This window comes from Priestia sp. FSL P4-0332 (assembly GCF_038005845.1).
Classification (GTDB): domain Bacteria; phylum Bacillota; class Bacilli; order Bacillales; family Bacillaceae_H; genus Priestia.
In genome coordinates this window covers 328,601-345,812 of record NZ_JBBOUA010000001.1, presented here as the reverse complement: position 1 = coordinate 345,812, position 17,212 = coordinate 328,601, and the positions used below count along the sequence as shown (strand labels likewise).

Here is a 17,212-nt window from a genome sequence, read left to right as displayed (position 1 = left end):
ATGCGGCTTTGTTTTACCAATTATCTGTATAAGTCGTTGTTGTTGACGGCACGCTCCAATATTGCTGCGAAGGCTGCCATGCTTTTAACGATCCATCAGCTCTCTTCACAATTGCTTTAAATTGAACATTTTGACTCGCAGGAAAATAGACGGTGCCTCTCCAATCAGCTGTAGATGAATTATATGTTAATTTAATTGGATAAATGGACGTATCCCACTGACCTAGCTCAGCTCTGTCTCCAACAATATAAACCGTTTCTCCTAATGCAGTTGGCGCATTTTTTACTACAACCGTTTGCGCAACAGGTGTAACGCCCAACGTATTTTTAAATTGCCCCATCAGCGTATCATTGTTAATAACATCGTAGAAACGAAGCAAAGTAAATCCTGCAAAATTATAGTTAAAGGCCATTTCAGCTGCTTTTTTATATTGATCTTCGCTGCCTATAGTTAAAGCATTTTCCCCGTTTAAAACAACTCCTTTTGCATTCGCAATACCTGCTACTTGGCGTACAAGCGTCTTTGGCATAGAATATTCCGGATAATTTCCGCTGTCCGTCATTTCTAAGCACGTAAACGTTATATCTAATTTAGCTGTTTTAAACGCATCTAAAAGCGCGTTGTAATCATTATATCCAGCAGGTTTTTCTGCAGCATGAGGAATCGTGGGATTATTATACTGCCAATGAATTCCTGCCACTTTTGCACCGATTGGTACGTTAAAGGTGGAATCAAAAGCCTGATGAGCTAACTGTCCAATACGTTTTGTGTGATCTTCCAAAGCTCCTTGATACCATGCTAAGAAATCTTTTCCATAAGCTGTTGAATAACCATCTTTTAAGAACTGATAGCCATCTGATGGCGGTAAAACTTGCGATGCAGACGTTAAATTGGTTCCCCATGCTTGATTAATGCCGGCGAGTGAACCGTATTTAGTCAAAGCATATGATTGAAACTTGCTTTTGGCGAAGTTCGTATACAATTGAAATTTCCCTCTAGACGGATAGCCGGTTCCGTCTGCTGCTGTATAAGACGGATAACGAATTTCACCTGCAGGGCCTCCTGATAAATAGATTTTAGCAATCACGTCTTTATAAGGTGCTAACGCTTGCGCAAATGCCGTATAGAGCTCTCCGTATTGCTTAGAAATAACGTCGGTTGCAAGCGGGCTTAGCGTTTCTTTATTTGTCGTACCTGTTTCAGATTTAAAGTAAAGGCTGTCATCACTTTTTAAGTTCCATACCCAAGACGGAAGCGGAACGTTACAATCATCTCCTACATTACCGCCGCACTGATGAGTAGAAATAATAGGAACGATCTTTATACCCGCGTTACGAGCTGCTTGAGCAAATCGCTGAGCATAGGAAAAATCGAACTGCTGATCGCCGTTTTTCTCCATATCTCCCCACCAGAAGTCTACTGTCACTGCATAAAATCCATTTTGTTTCGCTTTGCGTAAATCGTTCTCAAACGCTTCCCATGTTGTATAGTCTGTTACCTTTTTTAAAGGCGCCATTAAATAGGTTTTGTAACCTGGATTCATTGATTTTCCATCTACGGCAGCCGCTCCGTTAATTGGACTCAAAATGAAAGCGTTAACAAAAATGAACATCAAAACGAAAGCCAATCCTTTTTTACATAGCTGTTTCATATCTTCCCTCCATTTTTTCAAAATCACCTATAGGTATTCGGCAGATTTTAGTTTTTTCCTTTTTCTTTTATAAAAAAAGACGCCCCGCCAGGACGCCTTCTTCATTAGTTCCAAATCTCATTCACCCATTCAGGATGGTCAATAAACGGATTGCGGTTATGCTGATAGTCTGAATAAATAATGTCATTTCTACGTCGTTCTCGATCATCTACTGGGTCTTGGGCATTCCATTGAAGAAGCACAGATAATTTCCCGTGATAAGGAGCAGTGCCATTATTCACTGTGTTATTAAGTTCTAAGTCAGGCTCATCACTTACATCGCCTTCATAGCGCACGGCCATATAAAACAACATACGAGCCACGTCGCCTTTTACTTCATCTCGAGGTTCCCATGAATCACTGTCAAAATAATTTCCGAGTGCTTCGCTATGTTCCGTCCCTCCGTTATCAAAATCTAAGTTTCCTCTCGTACTGTTTACAGACACATCGGTTGGACGTAAGTGATGAAGATCTGTTCCAGGTCCCATAGCTGTTCCGAAATCCCCGTGAGACTTTGCCCAGACGTGCTCACGGTTCCAATCGTCCACTCCGCCTCCATTTGTACCCTTAGCCTGTGAACGCCCTGTGTAGAGCAAAATAACGTTATTTGCGTTAGCTGGATCTTCATCCGTTTTCTTTAAAGCTTCCCATACGGCTGAATACGACAGTTCTGTGTGATGATCAATAATGTTATGAAGCTCTGTCTTTAAGCTGTTTCCTGTTTTTTCAGCTGCAGTACGATAATAGTCTTCTACTGGAACGGTTGGCTCTGTGGGATCTGGAGCGGGATCAGTTCCTCCTGTTTCTGTACTGATAGAAGTAACTGATTTTATTCCAGAGTGCGAAAAATAAGGAGTGAGTGTGCCCGTAACAGTAAGACTTTTCCCTTTTAACTCCGAGTGACTTTGAAGTCCAAATGTACTTCGCAAATTTGAAGGAATTTGAACGTACACCATCTTGTCTGTATTGGTTTCATTTGAACTGTCAGCAAGAGCAAGTGCATAATCGTTTGGGTAATTGCTCTTAATAACTGTAGATGTGCCTGTAGGTTGACCTACTACATATCCTTTAACCGTTTGTACACTGTTGTTTTGATTCTCAAGAGCTTGTGCAACAGATAAAAACGCGGCTGCTTGACTAACAGGAGTTAAGCTTACTAAAAGAACAAAAATAAGCAGGGACATTGCCCATGTTTTTTTACACAGAGCGTATAATTTCACTTTTTTATTCCTCCTTATGATAGGTTTGAAAACTAGTTTTCTTCCACCTCTTTATATTATTTTTTCACTGTGAATTCCCTGCCTCTTTTTTGTTAAGTTTTATAGTGAAAAAGATGTATTCTTCTTTACAGTGACGGCCACTTTATGCGAAGGGTTATCTTTTTAAAAGTCCACATTGGAAAAAGCATTATGTGTCTTTCTTTATATATGGTATAATCAACCGAATCGTAAAAGAGCTTATACTATTTCAGAAAATGAAATGATTTAAATAGAAATGAGGATTGTCTATGCTTAGTTTTGACGAAAAATTAGCTATTATTTCATCGTTTCCAGAGCTGCATCGAAAAGATGTATCTTTAGGACGCGTGAATTTTCATTATGAAGAAAGCGTGTACGATAAAACGGTTGTTGTGCATCATCTGCATCCTAACGGAAATGGATTTGTATATGCAGGGTTTTTAAAAGGATATGAAACAAATGACAAAGGTCTTGTAAATATCCGTGATTATACAGAAGAAGAGCTTCGCTCTATTATTGAAGCTTCTATTGAATCTTTGTCTACCCTTCCTGATACAGCTAGAGAAGAAGCTATTGTAGGGAATGGAAATGAACAGCGCTGGAACGGCCCAGACAATGCAACGCTTTTACTTGTTCATGAAGATGACCTGTGGAATGTTTATTCTGGCTTGAATTTAGAGGCAGCATTTCTATCTTACGAAGAAGCAGAAGATTATTTGTTTGAAGAAGGCTTCCGCCGCCTATAAGCCTGCGTCTATACGAAAAAACCTCGCTGTTGATTAACAGCGAGGTTTTTTCATTTTTTTACAGAAGGCTGAGGGCTAATGCGCGGTATTAAAACCGCAAATAATATAACAACCCCCACACCAATCAATAATAAATAAAACCATTGTAGGTCTGATGACTTTTCAGAAACAGTTTGTTCTGTTCGCTCTTTCTTGTAGGAAGTGTTTTTAGAAGAAAACAAGTTATATTCTTTTGCTTTCGCAGAAATCGTATTATCTTCAGCTGATGCGTTCGCAAAAAGACTTTCTTTTAAGCTCTCTTTCTCTGCATCTTCCTCTTTTTCAAATGTAAGATCCTTTATTTCCTCCGGAATATTTCCTACTTCTTTTTTATTTTCTAGCAAAGATTCGGGGTCCAAATTAATCGGATCATCCTTATATACATTTGGTTTAATCTCTTCAACGTTTCCGTCATCAGCTTCAGCCGCTGCTGCTATAGGGAAACAAAGAAGTGAAAAAATAAGAACAATACTTCCAATCTTCTTATTAAGCACTATAGGTTTCATCATTTTCAACCTCTTTAGTCGTCTTTAAAGCACGAATAATAGATGGCAGAACACTTAAAACGGCAGTCATTCCCAGTAATACAATAAGCGCCTGTCCAAACAGAGACTGCGTATCATATTGAATTGACATATATACTTTAGATACTGGATCTTCGTAATTAAAGTTTGGCATAGATAAGTTAAGAAGCGGGGTAATATAAAATAAAATCAACCCTACTGTCGTCACCCATCCAGCGAAGCTTCCTAATAAGAAAGCAATACGTACGAGTGTAGATGAAGCAAGCAATAAGACGATTGTAAAGATTGACCATTCCATTGCCCGGTCTCCCGATAACGAATAAATATTAAGGCTAAAGATACTTACCATTAACCCTACAATCAAATTCAATAACCCAAACAGCGTACCTTTCACAAGCATAGGTGCATGTCGGTAGTATTGACTGAAATAGCCAATTAGTAAGCTGCTGATTAAGATAATAACCAAAATGACAACTGGTGGAACCTCTTTTACTTTTTCAGCCGGCACTTCACCGCTTACTTGAAGAGGATTCGCTAAATAATGATAAACGTAATCATTATTCTGTCCATCTACTAATGTATTATTTAACAAACGGTATACCTGGCCGCGAACCAACTTCGTTGAATCCACGTTTTGGGCCCACTTGCTGTTAAGCGTGTCAGCTTTATCCTGGACTTCATTTACACGCTTCTGCAATTCATCTGTGTATGTGACAACATTAGCTTGTCTTTCACCTAAAGATGAAATGAGTTCGTTCATTCCCTTCAACTCTTGACCCATGCTTTGCTGCAGCGTCATTAAGCCCGTTACGTCCGGAGCTTCTTTCTTTTCTAATGCTTGATCTTCACCTGCGCTAGATTGAAGCTCTTGATTCATTGCATTTGCTTTTTCTTGAATAGCTGATAGCTCTTCCATAATAGATGCTTGTTCAGCATCAACTGTTTGTCCATATTGATCAGCAAAATCTTGCACTGAACTTTGGAACTGTGCTAACTCTTCTTTTGTTAGAGACAGGTTTTGTTGGATTTGCTTACGTGCATCTTGAGAAGAGACGGTGCCAGCTAACGCCTGCTGCAAACTTCCTTTAATAGAGTCATTGTTAAGGACGCTGTTCTGTATGTCTGTATTTCCTATTTGAGCTAAAGTCAAATCATACTGCGATAAATCACCGTAATACTTTAGCAGATCTTCTGCACTGCTGCTTTGAATCTTACCTGAGAATGTATTGCTCAACTTTTCCTTGCGAGAAGCTGAAAGGTTTGGAGAAGATAAAATTTTATCTTCTTTGTTTTTAATCATCGTAATGAGATTGTCTACATCCACACTACCTTTAGAAGGCTTTTTGCCGTCTTCTTTCAACTTTTCATTCTCTTTTTTTAATCGTTCATTTTCTTCTTGAAGCTTAGCAATTTGACCGCTCGACGACTTGGTTGCTTCTTCTAAGTCTTTCTCTGCTTTGTTTTTCTGTGCTGTCAAAGACTTAACGTCTACTTCCAAACTGGCAATTTTCTGCTTCAGCGCATCCGTATTTTCTCCTGAAGCTTCCGGCTGAACGGTTACATTTTGCAGCTCATCTTTGACTGCTTGTACCTGTGTTTTCAGATTAGCCACTTTTTCAAGCGCACTTTTCACAGCATTGGATGTACCTGATGCATCCGCTGTGTCCGATGTTTCAGGCGTTTCCGTTCCCTCAGATGTCTCAGGTGCTTCAGGCGCTTCAGGCGCTTCAGGTGTTTCGTTCACCATTCCTTGGAGCTGCTGTTCTAAGTCTTCAAGTCCTTTTGATATATCATCAAGCTTTGCTGTTTGCTGAGATAAATCCACTTTAATTGGTTCTGACGTTCCTTCTCCTTGACCGGAATCTGGCTGAGTTCCATCATCTTCTCCAGGATCCGTCGGAGTCTCTCCACCTTGACTCGGATCTGGCTGAGTTCCGTTATCTTCCCCAGGGTCCGTTGGCGTCTCTCCGCCTTGATTTGGATCTGGCTGAGCTTCGCCATCTTCTCCTGGATCCGTTGAGCCTCCGCCACCCTCATTTGATGAAGCTGTCTCTAGCTGCGCACGAAGCGGCTTTAGCTTACTTTCAATTTGATTTAGGGTTGTTTGCTCAGACTGCTGTTTATATGAACTGACTATTTGGCCGTTCAAATCTTGCAGAGCTTTTTCTTGTTCACTGACGTTATCCGCTTGTTGTTCTCCAAGTTCTCCGACGGCTTTTTGATTTTGATCCAACTGCTGTTGAATGGAAGATAAACCACTAAACACTTGATTGGCCTGCTCATTAAAATTTTGCTTAGAGCTTGGCTGATTAGATTCAAGGGAAGACAACTCTTCTTGAATCGCAGCGACGCTTTGAGCCTGCGTTTTTTCAAGCATTTGTTTCTGTGTTTCTTGATATGTTTGATATTGATTTACATATTCAATGAAGCTGTTTAAATTCTTTTCAACCTGTTCTACGTCGCCTTGTCTGTCGCTTGAACCTTTTTCTGCTTTATTTACATTATCTTGGATTTGCTGAAGAATTTTCTTTTGATCATTTAATTCACCTGCTAAATCTTTTGAATTCGGTTTATAAAAAGCGACCATTGTTTTTTGAAAGGCGATTTCTTTATTTAGAATTTTATCGAACTGTCCGCGTACCTTATCTACTTCCTGTGATACATAACTCCAGTACAAAGAGGACATTTCATTATTAACCTTTGTAGTAGCATCTTCTAATTCCCCTACTACTTTTTCCTTATTAACTGCGTTAAGCTGACTTTGAACTTTGTATTCCAAAGTAGCTTTTTCTGGATTTTTTTCCTGATACGATAAAATATTTTGTGAGAAGGTCGAGGGAATATAGATAACCGCATCATATTTCCCATTCTGTAAACCGCTTGTAGCTGCGCTTCGTCCAAGCACGGTCCATTGATAATCCGACCCCTCCTGTAAAAGAGGAGTCACTTTTTCTCCAAATTCTATCGCTTTTTCACTATTTTCTTTTACTCCATTATCTTCGTTAACAACCGCAATCGTTCTTGTTGAGTTTTCTGTGACTTGCAGCGGGTTGTCTCCAATATACTGGAAAAAGAAAGAAGGAAGAGCCAAAATTAAAACAACAGCTAATATGACTTTAAGTGTATACTTACGCTGTTCGGTCATGTTAAGATCTTCCTTTCACTTACACATAGCGGGATTTGAATTCTTGTTTCTTTTCCACTTTTAATATAATAACCGAAGCCAGGGTTAACATCGGCTTCTTTTCGGTCATAAGGAAGTGTAAATAAGCTTTGCTCTGTTTTCTTCATCAGCAACACGGCTTGGCTAATTTGCTTCACTTCTGTTGTTAACGCGTCAAATCCTTTTGAAAACTCATTGTTGTTCCCTGCAACAATCAAGTTAAAGCCCAGGTGACTATAATTTTTCATCAATTTTGTAATACGATCCTGCAGGACGCTGTCTAAGTTTTGCTGGAATCGTACAAATCCGTCTACTACAAGCATGATCGGGGCAAATGAAAGACTGTGTACCGTTCCTTCCTGCACTGCTTCCAAATACTTATTTTCACGTCGCTGCAATCGTTCTTCAGTTAAATCAAGCCAGTCGATAATCTGTTCTTTTGTTTCCATGTAAACAACTTGCTCTTCAGCTGCATAGCTTGATAAACCGCGGTCAACCGAATCAAATAGTCCGATTTGCTTCACGCCTTGTTCAAGCGCTGTTTGCAGTATGACCTTCACTACATTTGTCTTTCCTTTTTGCGTCTGCCCCATGACGATGCAATGCTTATTTTTCGTAAAGTTCATATGCACCGGTCGAACAAACTCTTCATCTAATCCAAGAGGAATGACTCCTTTTTCCCGAATAACCCTTCTGTCCGTCATAAACTCGGCAAGTACAAGTTTCGATGACAGCATTGGTACAGGCTCCGGAACAGTAGCATCAGCATATTGATTCTTTAATCGTTGAATGTGCAGCTTAACTGCATCAAAGATTTCAAAATCATCTTTTCCTTCCACAGGTAAAAACAGCTGCGCAAAATAAGGTTGATCCGTTTTAATAATAGCCCGGCCTGGAATAGACTCTAGCGCATACGGCGTACGTCCTAAAATAGAATACGCTTCTGAATGATCCATTAAATAATGAACAACTTTTGTTTTCAAGTTATTCATAAGCGACTGACGAATAGAATTCACGCGCGTCGCGGTAAAGATCATATAAATTCCTAAAGACTGACCGTCACGCACGAGCTGTGTGAACTGCATTTCTAGATCTTGCATTTCTTCTTTGACAAGATCAAAATTATCAATCGTGATAAAAATTAGAGGAAGCTCTTCTGAACTTAGAGCATTATACATTTTGATATTGCTAACTTCCCGCTGTTGAAATAACTGCTTTCGCCTTGCGATTTCTTGTTTGATAATCGTCATGAATTTTTCAATTTTACGCATTTGATCCATTAAGAAATAATCCGCCGTATGAGGCAGCTGACGAAGCGGCAGCAGCGTGCCGTTTCCAAAGTCAAAAATGTAATAATGAAGCTGCTCCGGGCTCTGTCTTTCAGCTAGACTAAGAAGCAACATCATGACTGTAAACGATTTACCGTATCCTGACGAACCAAATATACCAATGTTTCCATCATCCATCAGCTGATAGTTATATACCGTTTGGCTTTGCTTTTCCGGTTCATCAATCAAGCCAATTGGGAATACGCCGTCTCGCTTCTCTTTGTACTCACTGCGAAGCAATCTTTCTTTAAGAGGCGGCAGCCATGGACTATTTAATTTTTTGATAGCTAGTTCCTGCTGCGTTTTTTCAATTTTTTGCACCACAACATCAATTTCTGCTTCCGCTTGTTTAGATGACGTCTGCTGAGTAGATACATCAGATAAAGGAATCAACCCGAGATCTGTGACAATGGCGACTTCATCTTCAGCCCCATACGTATCTTCCATGTACGGCGCGCCGCTCCAAGCTGACTGAAACAGTTCATACACTTCATTATTTCCAACCTGCAGATAGCCTCGACCCGTCACCGTAATAGAAGCAGCGTCCGCATTTTTTAAAATTTCTTTACTGTCAGCGGCATCTTGGACTTTTAAAGCTACTTTAAAGCGCGCGTTACTCCAAATTTGATCGTCAATAACACCGCCTGGCTTTTGCGTCGCTAAAATTAAATGAACGCCCAGACTACGTCCAATGCGCGCCGCGCTGACTAATTCCCGAATGAACTCTGGTTCTTCACTTTTTAACTCGGCAAATTCATCCGAGATTAAGAATAAATGAGGCAGAGGTTCTTCTGCCATACCTTGCTTATATAAATCTGTATAATCATTAATGTGATTGACTTCATATCTATCAAACAAGCGCTGGCGTCGTTTTAATTCACTTTTAATAGAAGCTAGGGCTCTTGTACTAAAATTCTTACTTCCTTCAATGTTTGTAATGGTTCCAAGCAGATGAGGCATGTTTTTAAACGGCTGAGCCATTCCTCCGCCCTTATAGTCAATCAATAAAAACGCAACTTCATGGGGGTGGAAATTCACCGCTAGAGAAAGAATGTACGTTTGTAAGAATTCACTTTTCCCTGACCCCGTCGTACCTGCAAGTAATCCATGAGGGCCGTGAGCTTTTTCATGAAGATTTAGTTCAACAATATCTTCTTTTCCTTTTAAACCAATGGGAACTGCTAGCGACTTAGCTGATTCATTGCTTTGCCACCTTTGCACGATATCCAACTCACCAATTTCTCTTGCTTTAAATAATTCTAAGAATGAAACGCTATTTGGAATTGAGTTGGTCATGCCGACTTGGTGATCCAATGTTCGCAGCATCCTTGCAAATCTTTCATTATAATCAAGCGTGTGTTTATCAAGCTGAAATGGAATATTCACAGCTTTTTGCTTTTGAATTAATATATCCCCCTCGGATTCGTTAATATAACGGACGAGTGTATGAACATGCTCCGTTAAGCTTTCCTTTGTCTCTGCCGCAAATATCGCAGAGAACCCAAGGTGAGGGTGATATCCTTCTAAATACTCTAAGATAACGTGATCTGCAATTAACTGCTGATTCGTAATAATAAAAACAAAGTGAGGCAAGAAAACCCCTTCTCCTTTTGCTTCATCTAAATCGCGTTCTCTCAGCATTTCATAAATAGAAGATAAAAGCTGATCTCTCGTTTGTTCATTATAGATGAAACCTTTCGCAAAAGAATGCGGAAGCTGAAAATGAGGAAGCCATTTCATCCATTCCCACTCTTTATATTCTTCTTCATCAAAAATGAATACGAATCTTACGTCATGATAACTGTGGGAAAATGCCAGCTGTCCTACAAGCTGATGCAGTTCATTCTTCACCGTTTTCATCTTTCCTACCAGACCGATAGAGCCTAAACCTAAATGAGCGGTAACAGGGGCATTTTTCACTTCTCGATAGACCTTTTCCATGTGCTGAGACTGCTCAAGCAAATCATCAATTTCTCGATTAGCCATATCTCCGCTATTCAAAGAAATTTGGTAGCTTCCCGGAACTGTTCCTGTTCCAAGGCGCACCTGTAAAAAATCACTGCTTTCTACAGTTCGTTCCCAAATTCGATCAGAAATCTGTTCTGTTAAATATTTCATTCGTTCAAACGTCGGAAAATGATAAGATAATACATCTCGTTGAACTGATACTAGTTCTTGTAATTCCTCGCGCTTGTTTTCTAAATACTTTGTATAAATTCGACGACGACGCTCCTGCCGCTTCTTGCGCTGTTTTTTATCTTTGAAGTATTGAACGGTAGATACAATCAGCGTAGTCGTAAACATCACGACAGATATAATAATAAAAATTCCCCTAGGCTGAATAATCGAGACCGTACCCATGACTAAAAGCATGACTAATGGCGGTAAAATAGTAAGCCATAAGCTTCGGTTATTTTCATCATTGTCCTGAGATGGAAAGGACAAGCTTACCTTATCATTAGGCAAATCATATATCATGCGCGGTGTCCGTCTATAAACCGGGTACTTCTTTTTCATTTCAGAAATAGGCTGTGCCGTAGCTGGAAGCTTAGATGCATAATCGTAGTAGCTTTGAATCTTCAGCAAATCTTTTTCGATCAATTGAATCGTCATAGAAGACCATAAAATAAGATCTCCGGGCTGAAGGTTCGTATTCTCTTCTAGTCGGTGTCCGTTAAGATAAAGCAGTTCTTGGTTATAAAAGACCTTCCACTTCCCGTTTATCTTCGATAAGTAAAATCCTTCTTTTGGCTCTACTACACACTTTTGTTTCTGCTGATACACATCAGCTGCTTCATCACTTGTGGAAAACGAAACTTCTGATCCGTAATCAATATAATAGACAGCTTCTTTAACAGCCGTCTCTGTAAGGACAAAGGTTAAAGCATGTCCTTGTTCTCGCCATACAAACGACTCAGAAACAGATAGCTCTGCTATCCTTTCTTCTCCGTAGGAAATTAAGAGCCGGCCGTTCTTTTCAGATGACAGCGTCATTTGCCCTTTCTCAAACGGATAGGAAAACGTAAAAGTTTGATGCTGAGTGTTTCCAACCGTTGCTTGGCGAAAGGTTTTAAAATCTACAGGCAGCTGCTGATACGTTTGCCCACTAACTACCCAAAGCATATTCATACAACTACCTCCCTACTTCGATTGGTCTTCCTGCTGTTTTTTCTGCTCTTCTTGTTTCTTTTTCTCGGCTTCTGCAGCTTTTTGATCTTCTTCCTGCTGCTTGGCCGCCCGTGCCTCCTCAGCTTGTTTCTCTTCTTGCTGCTTGGCTGCTTCCGCTTCTTGCTGATCATTTTCTTTCTTAAATTCTTCAAGTTCGTTCGCTACTTTATCAAGCTCCTCTTGCTTTTTATCAGCCGCTAAATCGTTGTCTGTCTTTAGCTGACCTTCGTATTTCATTAGTGCATAGATAATTAATGAACGTTCTTCTAACAACCTGCTGACTTCTAGCGCTTTTTTGTTGTCTCCTCGGCCAATGTAAAACCAATACGCAAAATACTGAGGATCTGACTGAAGCGTAATAGTCTTTAAAGCATTTGCTTTTTGCTCCTCCCCTAACTTTTCATTAACAAGATAGGAAGTTGCTATTTCGTATTGCACAATTTTAGGCATGCTTTCAATGTCATAATCTTCAAGTGTGTCGACTACTTTGCTGTAGTTTTTTTCAAGAAAGTATTCGTTGCTTTCTACAAATGCTTCTTGTTTCGGCTGAGCAAAAAAGTAAGAGTAAAAAGTATAAATAAGAGCTGGAATTAATAAGACAAGTATACCCACAGATGAAAACTTAAAAATAGTCCAGCGTTTTTGAGGAAGTTGAACGAGTGTCTTTTGATGCTTTTCAATTTGGGTTAGCTTATGCTGAACAAATTGACTCAACTCTTCCTCATTGCTGATATGCATTATTTTTTTAGCGTCTTCTTTTAATTGCAAGGTCTCATATAACTTAAAATACTGTTCAAATGTATGCGATGAGTCAACGGCCGCTGCTATCGTAGCCTTTAACTCTTGAAAGCTTTGTTCCTCGTTAGACTCATAAGGAGGTAAACTTTCTTTGACTCCATAATGTAAAAAAGCCGGACTTAAACTTTTATCAAAAATGATATTTTCTGGACAAATCAACAAATGCAGCCTTGAAAAAGAATGCTGCTTTACCTGTTTGATAAGCTGATCTGCAAACAGCCATTTTTGCTGTTCTTCTTTTCCTCTTAATGCTGTAAAAGGTTGAAATTCAGAAGTAGGCTTAATTGTTATTTTAAGTTCATCATCGCTCATCATGATTTCTTTTTGAAAAGCCGTGTTTACATCCTTTAACATTTCAATCTCAACAGAACGATTAAGTCGAATTTTTTCTTTTTGAAAAATAAATGTATATTCATTATTATGACGTGTCATTACAGCTTCGAGCTGTTCTTCTAAGTAAGTCGGTTTCTTCTCTGACATTCTAATAGACTCCTTTAGAGAATTTCGATACAATCACCTGTGGTAATTCCGCAGTTAATCATCGTCTCATTTCCCGAGAAAATAAGATTTTTATTTGAAACACGTATCCACGCACCGTCCTTTGGTGATTGAGTAATCTTTTTAGCTTGCCAAACGATCTCGACTACTTTTTTGAGTGAATGATAGTTTGATAGTCGCAAATCGAACCGATCACCTGTATAGTGCTTTAAGTCTACTGTTACTTCTATATACATAGGGTTTCATCACCTCAAAACATAGAAAAAGCGCCTTCATCTTTTGAGAATAGGGCGCTCCTTTTATTACTTCACTTAGATTATTAGATGAAGTTAACCGCGGATTTGGCTAGCGATTTGGTTATCTGTATCTTCAAGAACATTTGCAGAGTCATCTAATTGCTTAGCAATCTTTGTAAGTAGGTTAGACATTTCAACGAAAGAAGGCTTTAATTCTTCGTATTGAGCAGCAAACGCTTCGCTTGAAGCACCTTCCCACATGTCTTGAAGTTGATTTTTCATTGTATCAAGACGGCTTACTAATTCTTGAACTTGACCGCTTTCGTTAGTATAACGACCTGCCATGTCGCGAAGCTCTGCTGGTGTTACGCGAATAATCCCTGACATACATATCTCTCCTTCGGTTTATATATTTACTATTATTGTAAGAAACTCTAGTGTTAAGGTCAAAGGTTACTTGCAAAAGCCTCCAAAAATGAGAATATGTATCTACAAATACCCCTAAAAAATGCAAATAAAACCTAAATAACCAAGATTTTGTTCTCATTTAAACCTTTTCTATCTGATCTATAGGTACCTATTTAAAGGAAAATAAAAACTATAAGACTATTAAATTACATTTTTGTTCATTATCTACAGAACTATTTACTAGTAATAAAAAAGCAGCAGCCTATTTAAGGCCCTGCCTCTTTATATATCTTCTATTTATTTAAGATTCAGACATGCTTTGAAAAAGCACATGCGCTTTTTATTTTTTGGCTACTGCTTAAAATAATTTTGATCTTCTTTTAACATCCTTATTTCTTCGGGGATGAATAATTTTGAGAGAGGCGTGTCAGGGTTAAGTAATATCGCTATTTCTTCATTTAATACAGGCAGCATATCCTTAAATGATACGCATACGGTCTTTTCATCTTTCAGCATCTGTTCAATCGGATATTTTGACGAAAAAACAGGTAAATATCGGTACGCTGCGCTTTTCATCGTCTGAACGTAGTGCTCTGCAATTAATATATCTGATGCTCCATGCTCTGAACTAACAACTAGCCATAAATTGCTATTCATTAAAGTTTTATAAAATTGAGCAATTTTCTTATTATCTTTCATTGCTTCAATTAATGATTTTTCTAATAAGTTAAATGTATATTTCATTGCCGAGACAACCCTGTAAGGAACTGTACCATTTCACTTCCAGCGCCATCATATACTTCATTCATTCTCTCTTCACTTCCTCTGTGCTGTCACTAAACATAATGTTTGAAGAATTCATTTCCTGACTTAAAATGCCCAACCCCATTTGAATAACGCCATAAGTAAAAAATTCCGTTCGACTGCATGTAGAACCATTCACTACTTTTTCTTCCCAAGACATAGAAAGCGAATTCCACATAACATTAAGAGTACCTAAAGGTTTTTCAATCGTTCTATGCATATTGTCATACGTATTCCATTCTTTTAAGTTCTTTATGTCATTCCATGTATCTTGTGAATGGGTGCTCCCATCGCTCCACACGCTCGACCAAAACTCCGTCCAGCCTGAAGAGCCTTCTAGCTCTCCATCTGCTTTTCTCATTTGTTCTGCAGTGTCTTTTACTAATAAATGTGCGTTTTCCGTTAGCGAATCAAGTTTGCGAATCATATGCTGTAACTCTTCCTGCAAGTCCAGCACTTTATCAATATCTGCAACAGACAAGAAATGTAGATTTGTAGCTTCCCAGCTTAGTTTTTGAAGTGCATCAGCCGTCTGTGAATGAGACTGCTGAATTCGCTCTGCAAATGTCTGCAGCACCTCTGGATTTACTTTTATCTCCATGTATGTCCGTCCCCCTATCTCTTGTAAGCCTTCAGTCATCATCCAAACATTTTTTAAGCCTATACGGAAAGACTCACTTTCTAAAGGAGTGAGTCGATAATGTTATTTATTACGCCGATGCTAACTCTCTTAATCGTGAAATTTCTAAGCGTAAAGTTTGAAACAATTCATCCCTTACGTCGTACAGATGAAAAGTAGATTGCGTAATATCATTATAAATATCCTCATATGAGCTCTTAGAACGCCCTGACCAATCTGACGCATATTGTTGGTGCGAATTTTGAAACAGATAGATACCCTCTTCAAGAAATTCCATGATACGTTGAACTTCATGTAAATATGATTCTAATTGATCTGCATCTCGACTATATTCTTTACTTTTTCTTCTTCGCTCTATGTCGTCAAAGAGATCATCAATTGCATCCATAAAATGTCCCCACGTCCTTCTTCCTCTTTTATTAGAAGTCTCTTAAAGTAATGTTAAAATAAGGTTACAAAAAACAAAATCCATCATTCAAACTATTTTCATACCTAGGAAAAAATATCTACATTTCTCTTTTTTTACTTATTTATACAGGTAAAATAGAGAAAATAAACAACGCCAGGCTGCTGTAATAAAGCAGTAGACGTTGCTTTTTAGGTTGTGACACTGCTGTTATAAAAAGGAATAATACCTAGTTTACATTCGACCTTTTTGTTTCTTTTTCTTGTTAAATGGCTTTTTTGAAGGTTTTTTAGCTGTACGGGACTGCTCTTTTGTTCCGTCATCCACGATTTCACCCATATAAAGTTCTTTTTTCACTAATGAAAGTTGAAGTTCACGTGCGATTTGTTTTAAATTTCGTTCTTCACGTTCAGTCACAAGAGAAATGACTGTACCTTCTGCTCCCGATCTGCCTGTTCTACCTGAGCGATGTACGTATTGATCTGCATCTTGAGGAACATCGATGTGAATTACATGCGTCAATCCCTTAATATCTAATCCTCTAGCTGCGACATCCGTTGCTAATAAGACAGGGAAATCTCCTTTTCGAAACCCTTTAATCGTCGTAGCACGATCTTCTTTTTTCGTTTCACTGTGTAAAGAGCCTGCTTCTACACGCTTAAATGTTAATTTCTCTTCAAACTCGATGAGAGTATCAATCCCTTTAAAAAAGGCTAAAGCTTTCATTTGTTCTTGACGAACTAGTTTTCTAAGCACGTCCACTTTATCTCTAGCTTCACTTTTGATGTATACATGCTCTACCTTCGAAGCTGGAAGTTCGTCTCTTCCTACCTCTATTTCAAGAGGATGGTTCATCATATCTTTCGCTAGCGATTTGGTACGTTCTGATACAGTAGCTGAGAAGACTAGGATTTGACGATCACTTAACGCCATTTTTACAATCTGTTGAACCGTTTGAAAATGCTCAGGTACAAACAATTGATCCGCCTCATCAATCACAATTGTTTTGACTTCGTGCATTTTTAATTTCTTCATTTTAATTAGCTCGTTCAAACGTCCTGGGGTACCAACAATGATATTAGGACGTTTTTTGAGTTTTTCTAATTGTCGTTTCATATTTGCTCCGCCAATAAACGCAGCACTTGAAATACCGCTTCCCTGCGACCAAGTTTGAATTTCACCGTGAATTTGCATAACTAATTCATGGGAAGATGCTAAAATAACTGCTTGAATATGAGATGGTCCCGGCTGAATGCGATGTAAGACAGGCAGCAAATATGCCAGCGTCTTTCCTGTTCCCGTTGGGGATTCTCCTATTACATCTTTATTAGCTAAAATCTCTGAAATAGCTTTCGTTTGAATAGCAGTAGGCTCATTGAACCCTGCTTTTTTCCACGCCTCTTGTAAAAAAGGCTGTAAAGTCTCTATAAACTGACTCATATCTATCTCCTTTTCCATGCTTTTCTCGATATTATAAACGATTTTCTTCATTTCAATTAAACGAATGTATCAGTCGCCATGTGATG

Annotated in this window: 13 protein-coding genes; 1 reads left to right on the top strand and 12 read right to left on the bottom strand. The window is 38.8% G+C overall.

The genetic code is table 11. The annotated features are described in order from the left end of the window. Positions 1-13: 13 nt before the first annotated feature. Together MKY06_RS01830 and MKY06_RS01825 are read right to left on the bottom strand one after the other, a co-directional pair. A complete protein-coding gene (locus MKY06_RS01830; RefSeq protein WP_280166937.1) occupies positions 14-1,651 on the bottom strand; it encodes a family 14 glycosylhydrolase in 1,638 nt (545 codons plus the stop codon). A 104-nt stretch (positions 1,652-1,755) separates the two neighbouring features. After that, positions 1,756-2,910, bottom strand: coding sequence for an endonuclease (locus MKY06_RS01825; protein ID WP_280166938.1), 1,155 nt, complete (start codon positions 2,908-2,910; stop codon positions 1,756-1,758). A 287-nt stretch (positions 2,911-3,197) separates the two neighbouring features. Here MKY06_RS01825 and MKY06_RS01820 point away from each other — a divergent pair, with 287 nt between their 5' ends. Then, a complete protein-coding gene (locus MKY06_RS01820) occupies positions 3,198-3,674 on the top strand; it encodes a hypothetical protein (protein WP_013055111.1) in 477 nt (158 codons plus the stop codon). Between the two features lie 50 nt (positions 3,675-3,724). Here MKY06_RS01820 and essA read toward each other — a convergent pair whose 3' ends face one another. The 10 genes from essA to MKY06_RS01770 form a co-directional block, all read right to left on the bottom strand. Then, positions 3,725-4,222 carry a type VII secretion protein EssA gene (gene essA, locus MKY06_RS01815; RefSeq protein ID WP_013055110.1) on the bottom strand — a complete coding sequence of 166 codons (498 nt, stop codon included), beginning with the start codon at positions 4,220-4,222 and terminating at the stop codon, positions 3,725-3,727. Further along, positions 4,200-7,382 carry a type VII secretion protein EsaA gene (gene esaA / locus MKY06_RS01810; protein WP_098278430.1) on the bottom strand — a complete coding sequence of 1,061 codons (3,183 nt, stop codon included), beginning with the start codon at positions 7,380-7,382 and terminating at the stop codon, positions 4,200-4,202. Before esaA ends, essA begins: the two co-directional genes overlap by 23 nt. Next, entirely contained in the window at positions 7,379-11,857 is a 4,479-nt protein-coding gene (essC, locus tag MKY06_RS01805) for a type VII secretion protein EssC (protein WP_340960168.1), read from the bottom strand. Before essC ends, esaA begins: the two co-directional genes overlap by 4 nt. Positions 11,858-11,869: 12 nt before the next feature. Continuing rightward, positions 11,870-13,174 (bottom strand): type VII secretion protein EssB, encoded by a 1,305-nt coding sequence (gene essB, locus MKY06_RS01800; protein WP_289910654.1) that lies wholly within the window; start codon positions 13,172-13,174, stop codon positions 11,870-11,872. Between the two features lie 14 nt (positions 13,175-13,188). Continuing rightward, the gene (locus MKY06_RS01795; protein ID WP_013055106.1) at positions 13,189-13,428 is read right to left on the bottom strand and encodes an EsaB/YukD family protein; all 240 of its coding nucleotides are present in this window, start codon (positions 13,426-13,428) and stop codon (positions 13,189-13,191) included. 93 nt (positions 13,429-13,521) lie between these two features. Continuing rightward, complete coding sequence (locus MKY06_RS01790; protein ID WP_013055105.1) at positions 13,522-13,815, bottom strand: WXG100 family type VII secretion target; 294 nt, start codon at positions 13,813-13,815, stop codon at positions 13,522-13,524. Positions 13,816-14,187: 372 nt separating this feature from the next. Beyond that, positions 14,188-14,580, bottom strand: coding sequence for an SseB family protein (locus MKY06_RS01785; protein ID WP_013055104.1), 393 nt, complete (start codon positions 14,578-14,580; stop codon positions 14,188-14,190). A 61-nt stretch (positions 14,581-14,641) separates the two neighbouring features. Continuing rightward, the gene (locus MKY06_RS01780; protein WP_029324609.1) at positions 14,642-15,241 is read right to left on the bottom strand and encodes a WXG100 family type VII secretion target; all 600 of its coding nucleotides are present in this window, start codon (positions 15,239-15,241) and stop codon (positions 14,642-14,644) included. A 109-nt stretch (positions 15,242-15,350) separates the two neighbouring features. Beyond that, positions 15,351-15,668: a hypothetical protein gene (locus MKY06_RS01775; protein ID WP_013055102.1), complete on the bottom strand. Its 318-nt coding sequence runs from the start codon at positions 15,666-15,668 to the stop codon at positions 15,351-15,353. Positions 15,669-15,920: 252 nt separating this feature from the next. Then, positions 15,921-17,126 (bottom strand): DEAD/DEAH box helicase, encoded by a 1,206-nt coding sequence (locus tag MKY06_RS01770; protein WP_013055101.1) that lies wholly within the window; start codon positions 17,124-17,126, stop codon positions 15,921-15,923. Positions 17,127-17,212 lie beyond the last annotated feature (86 nt).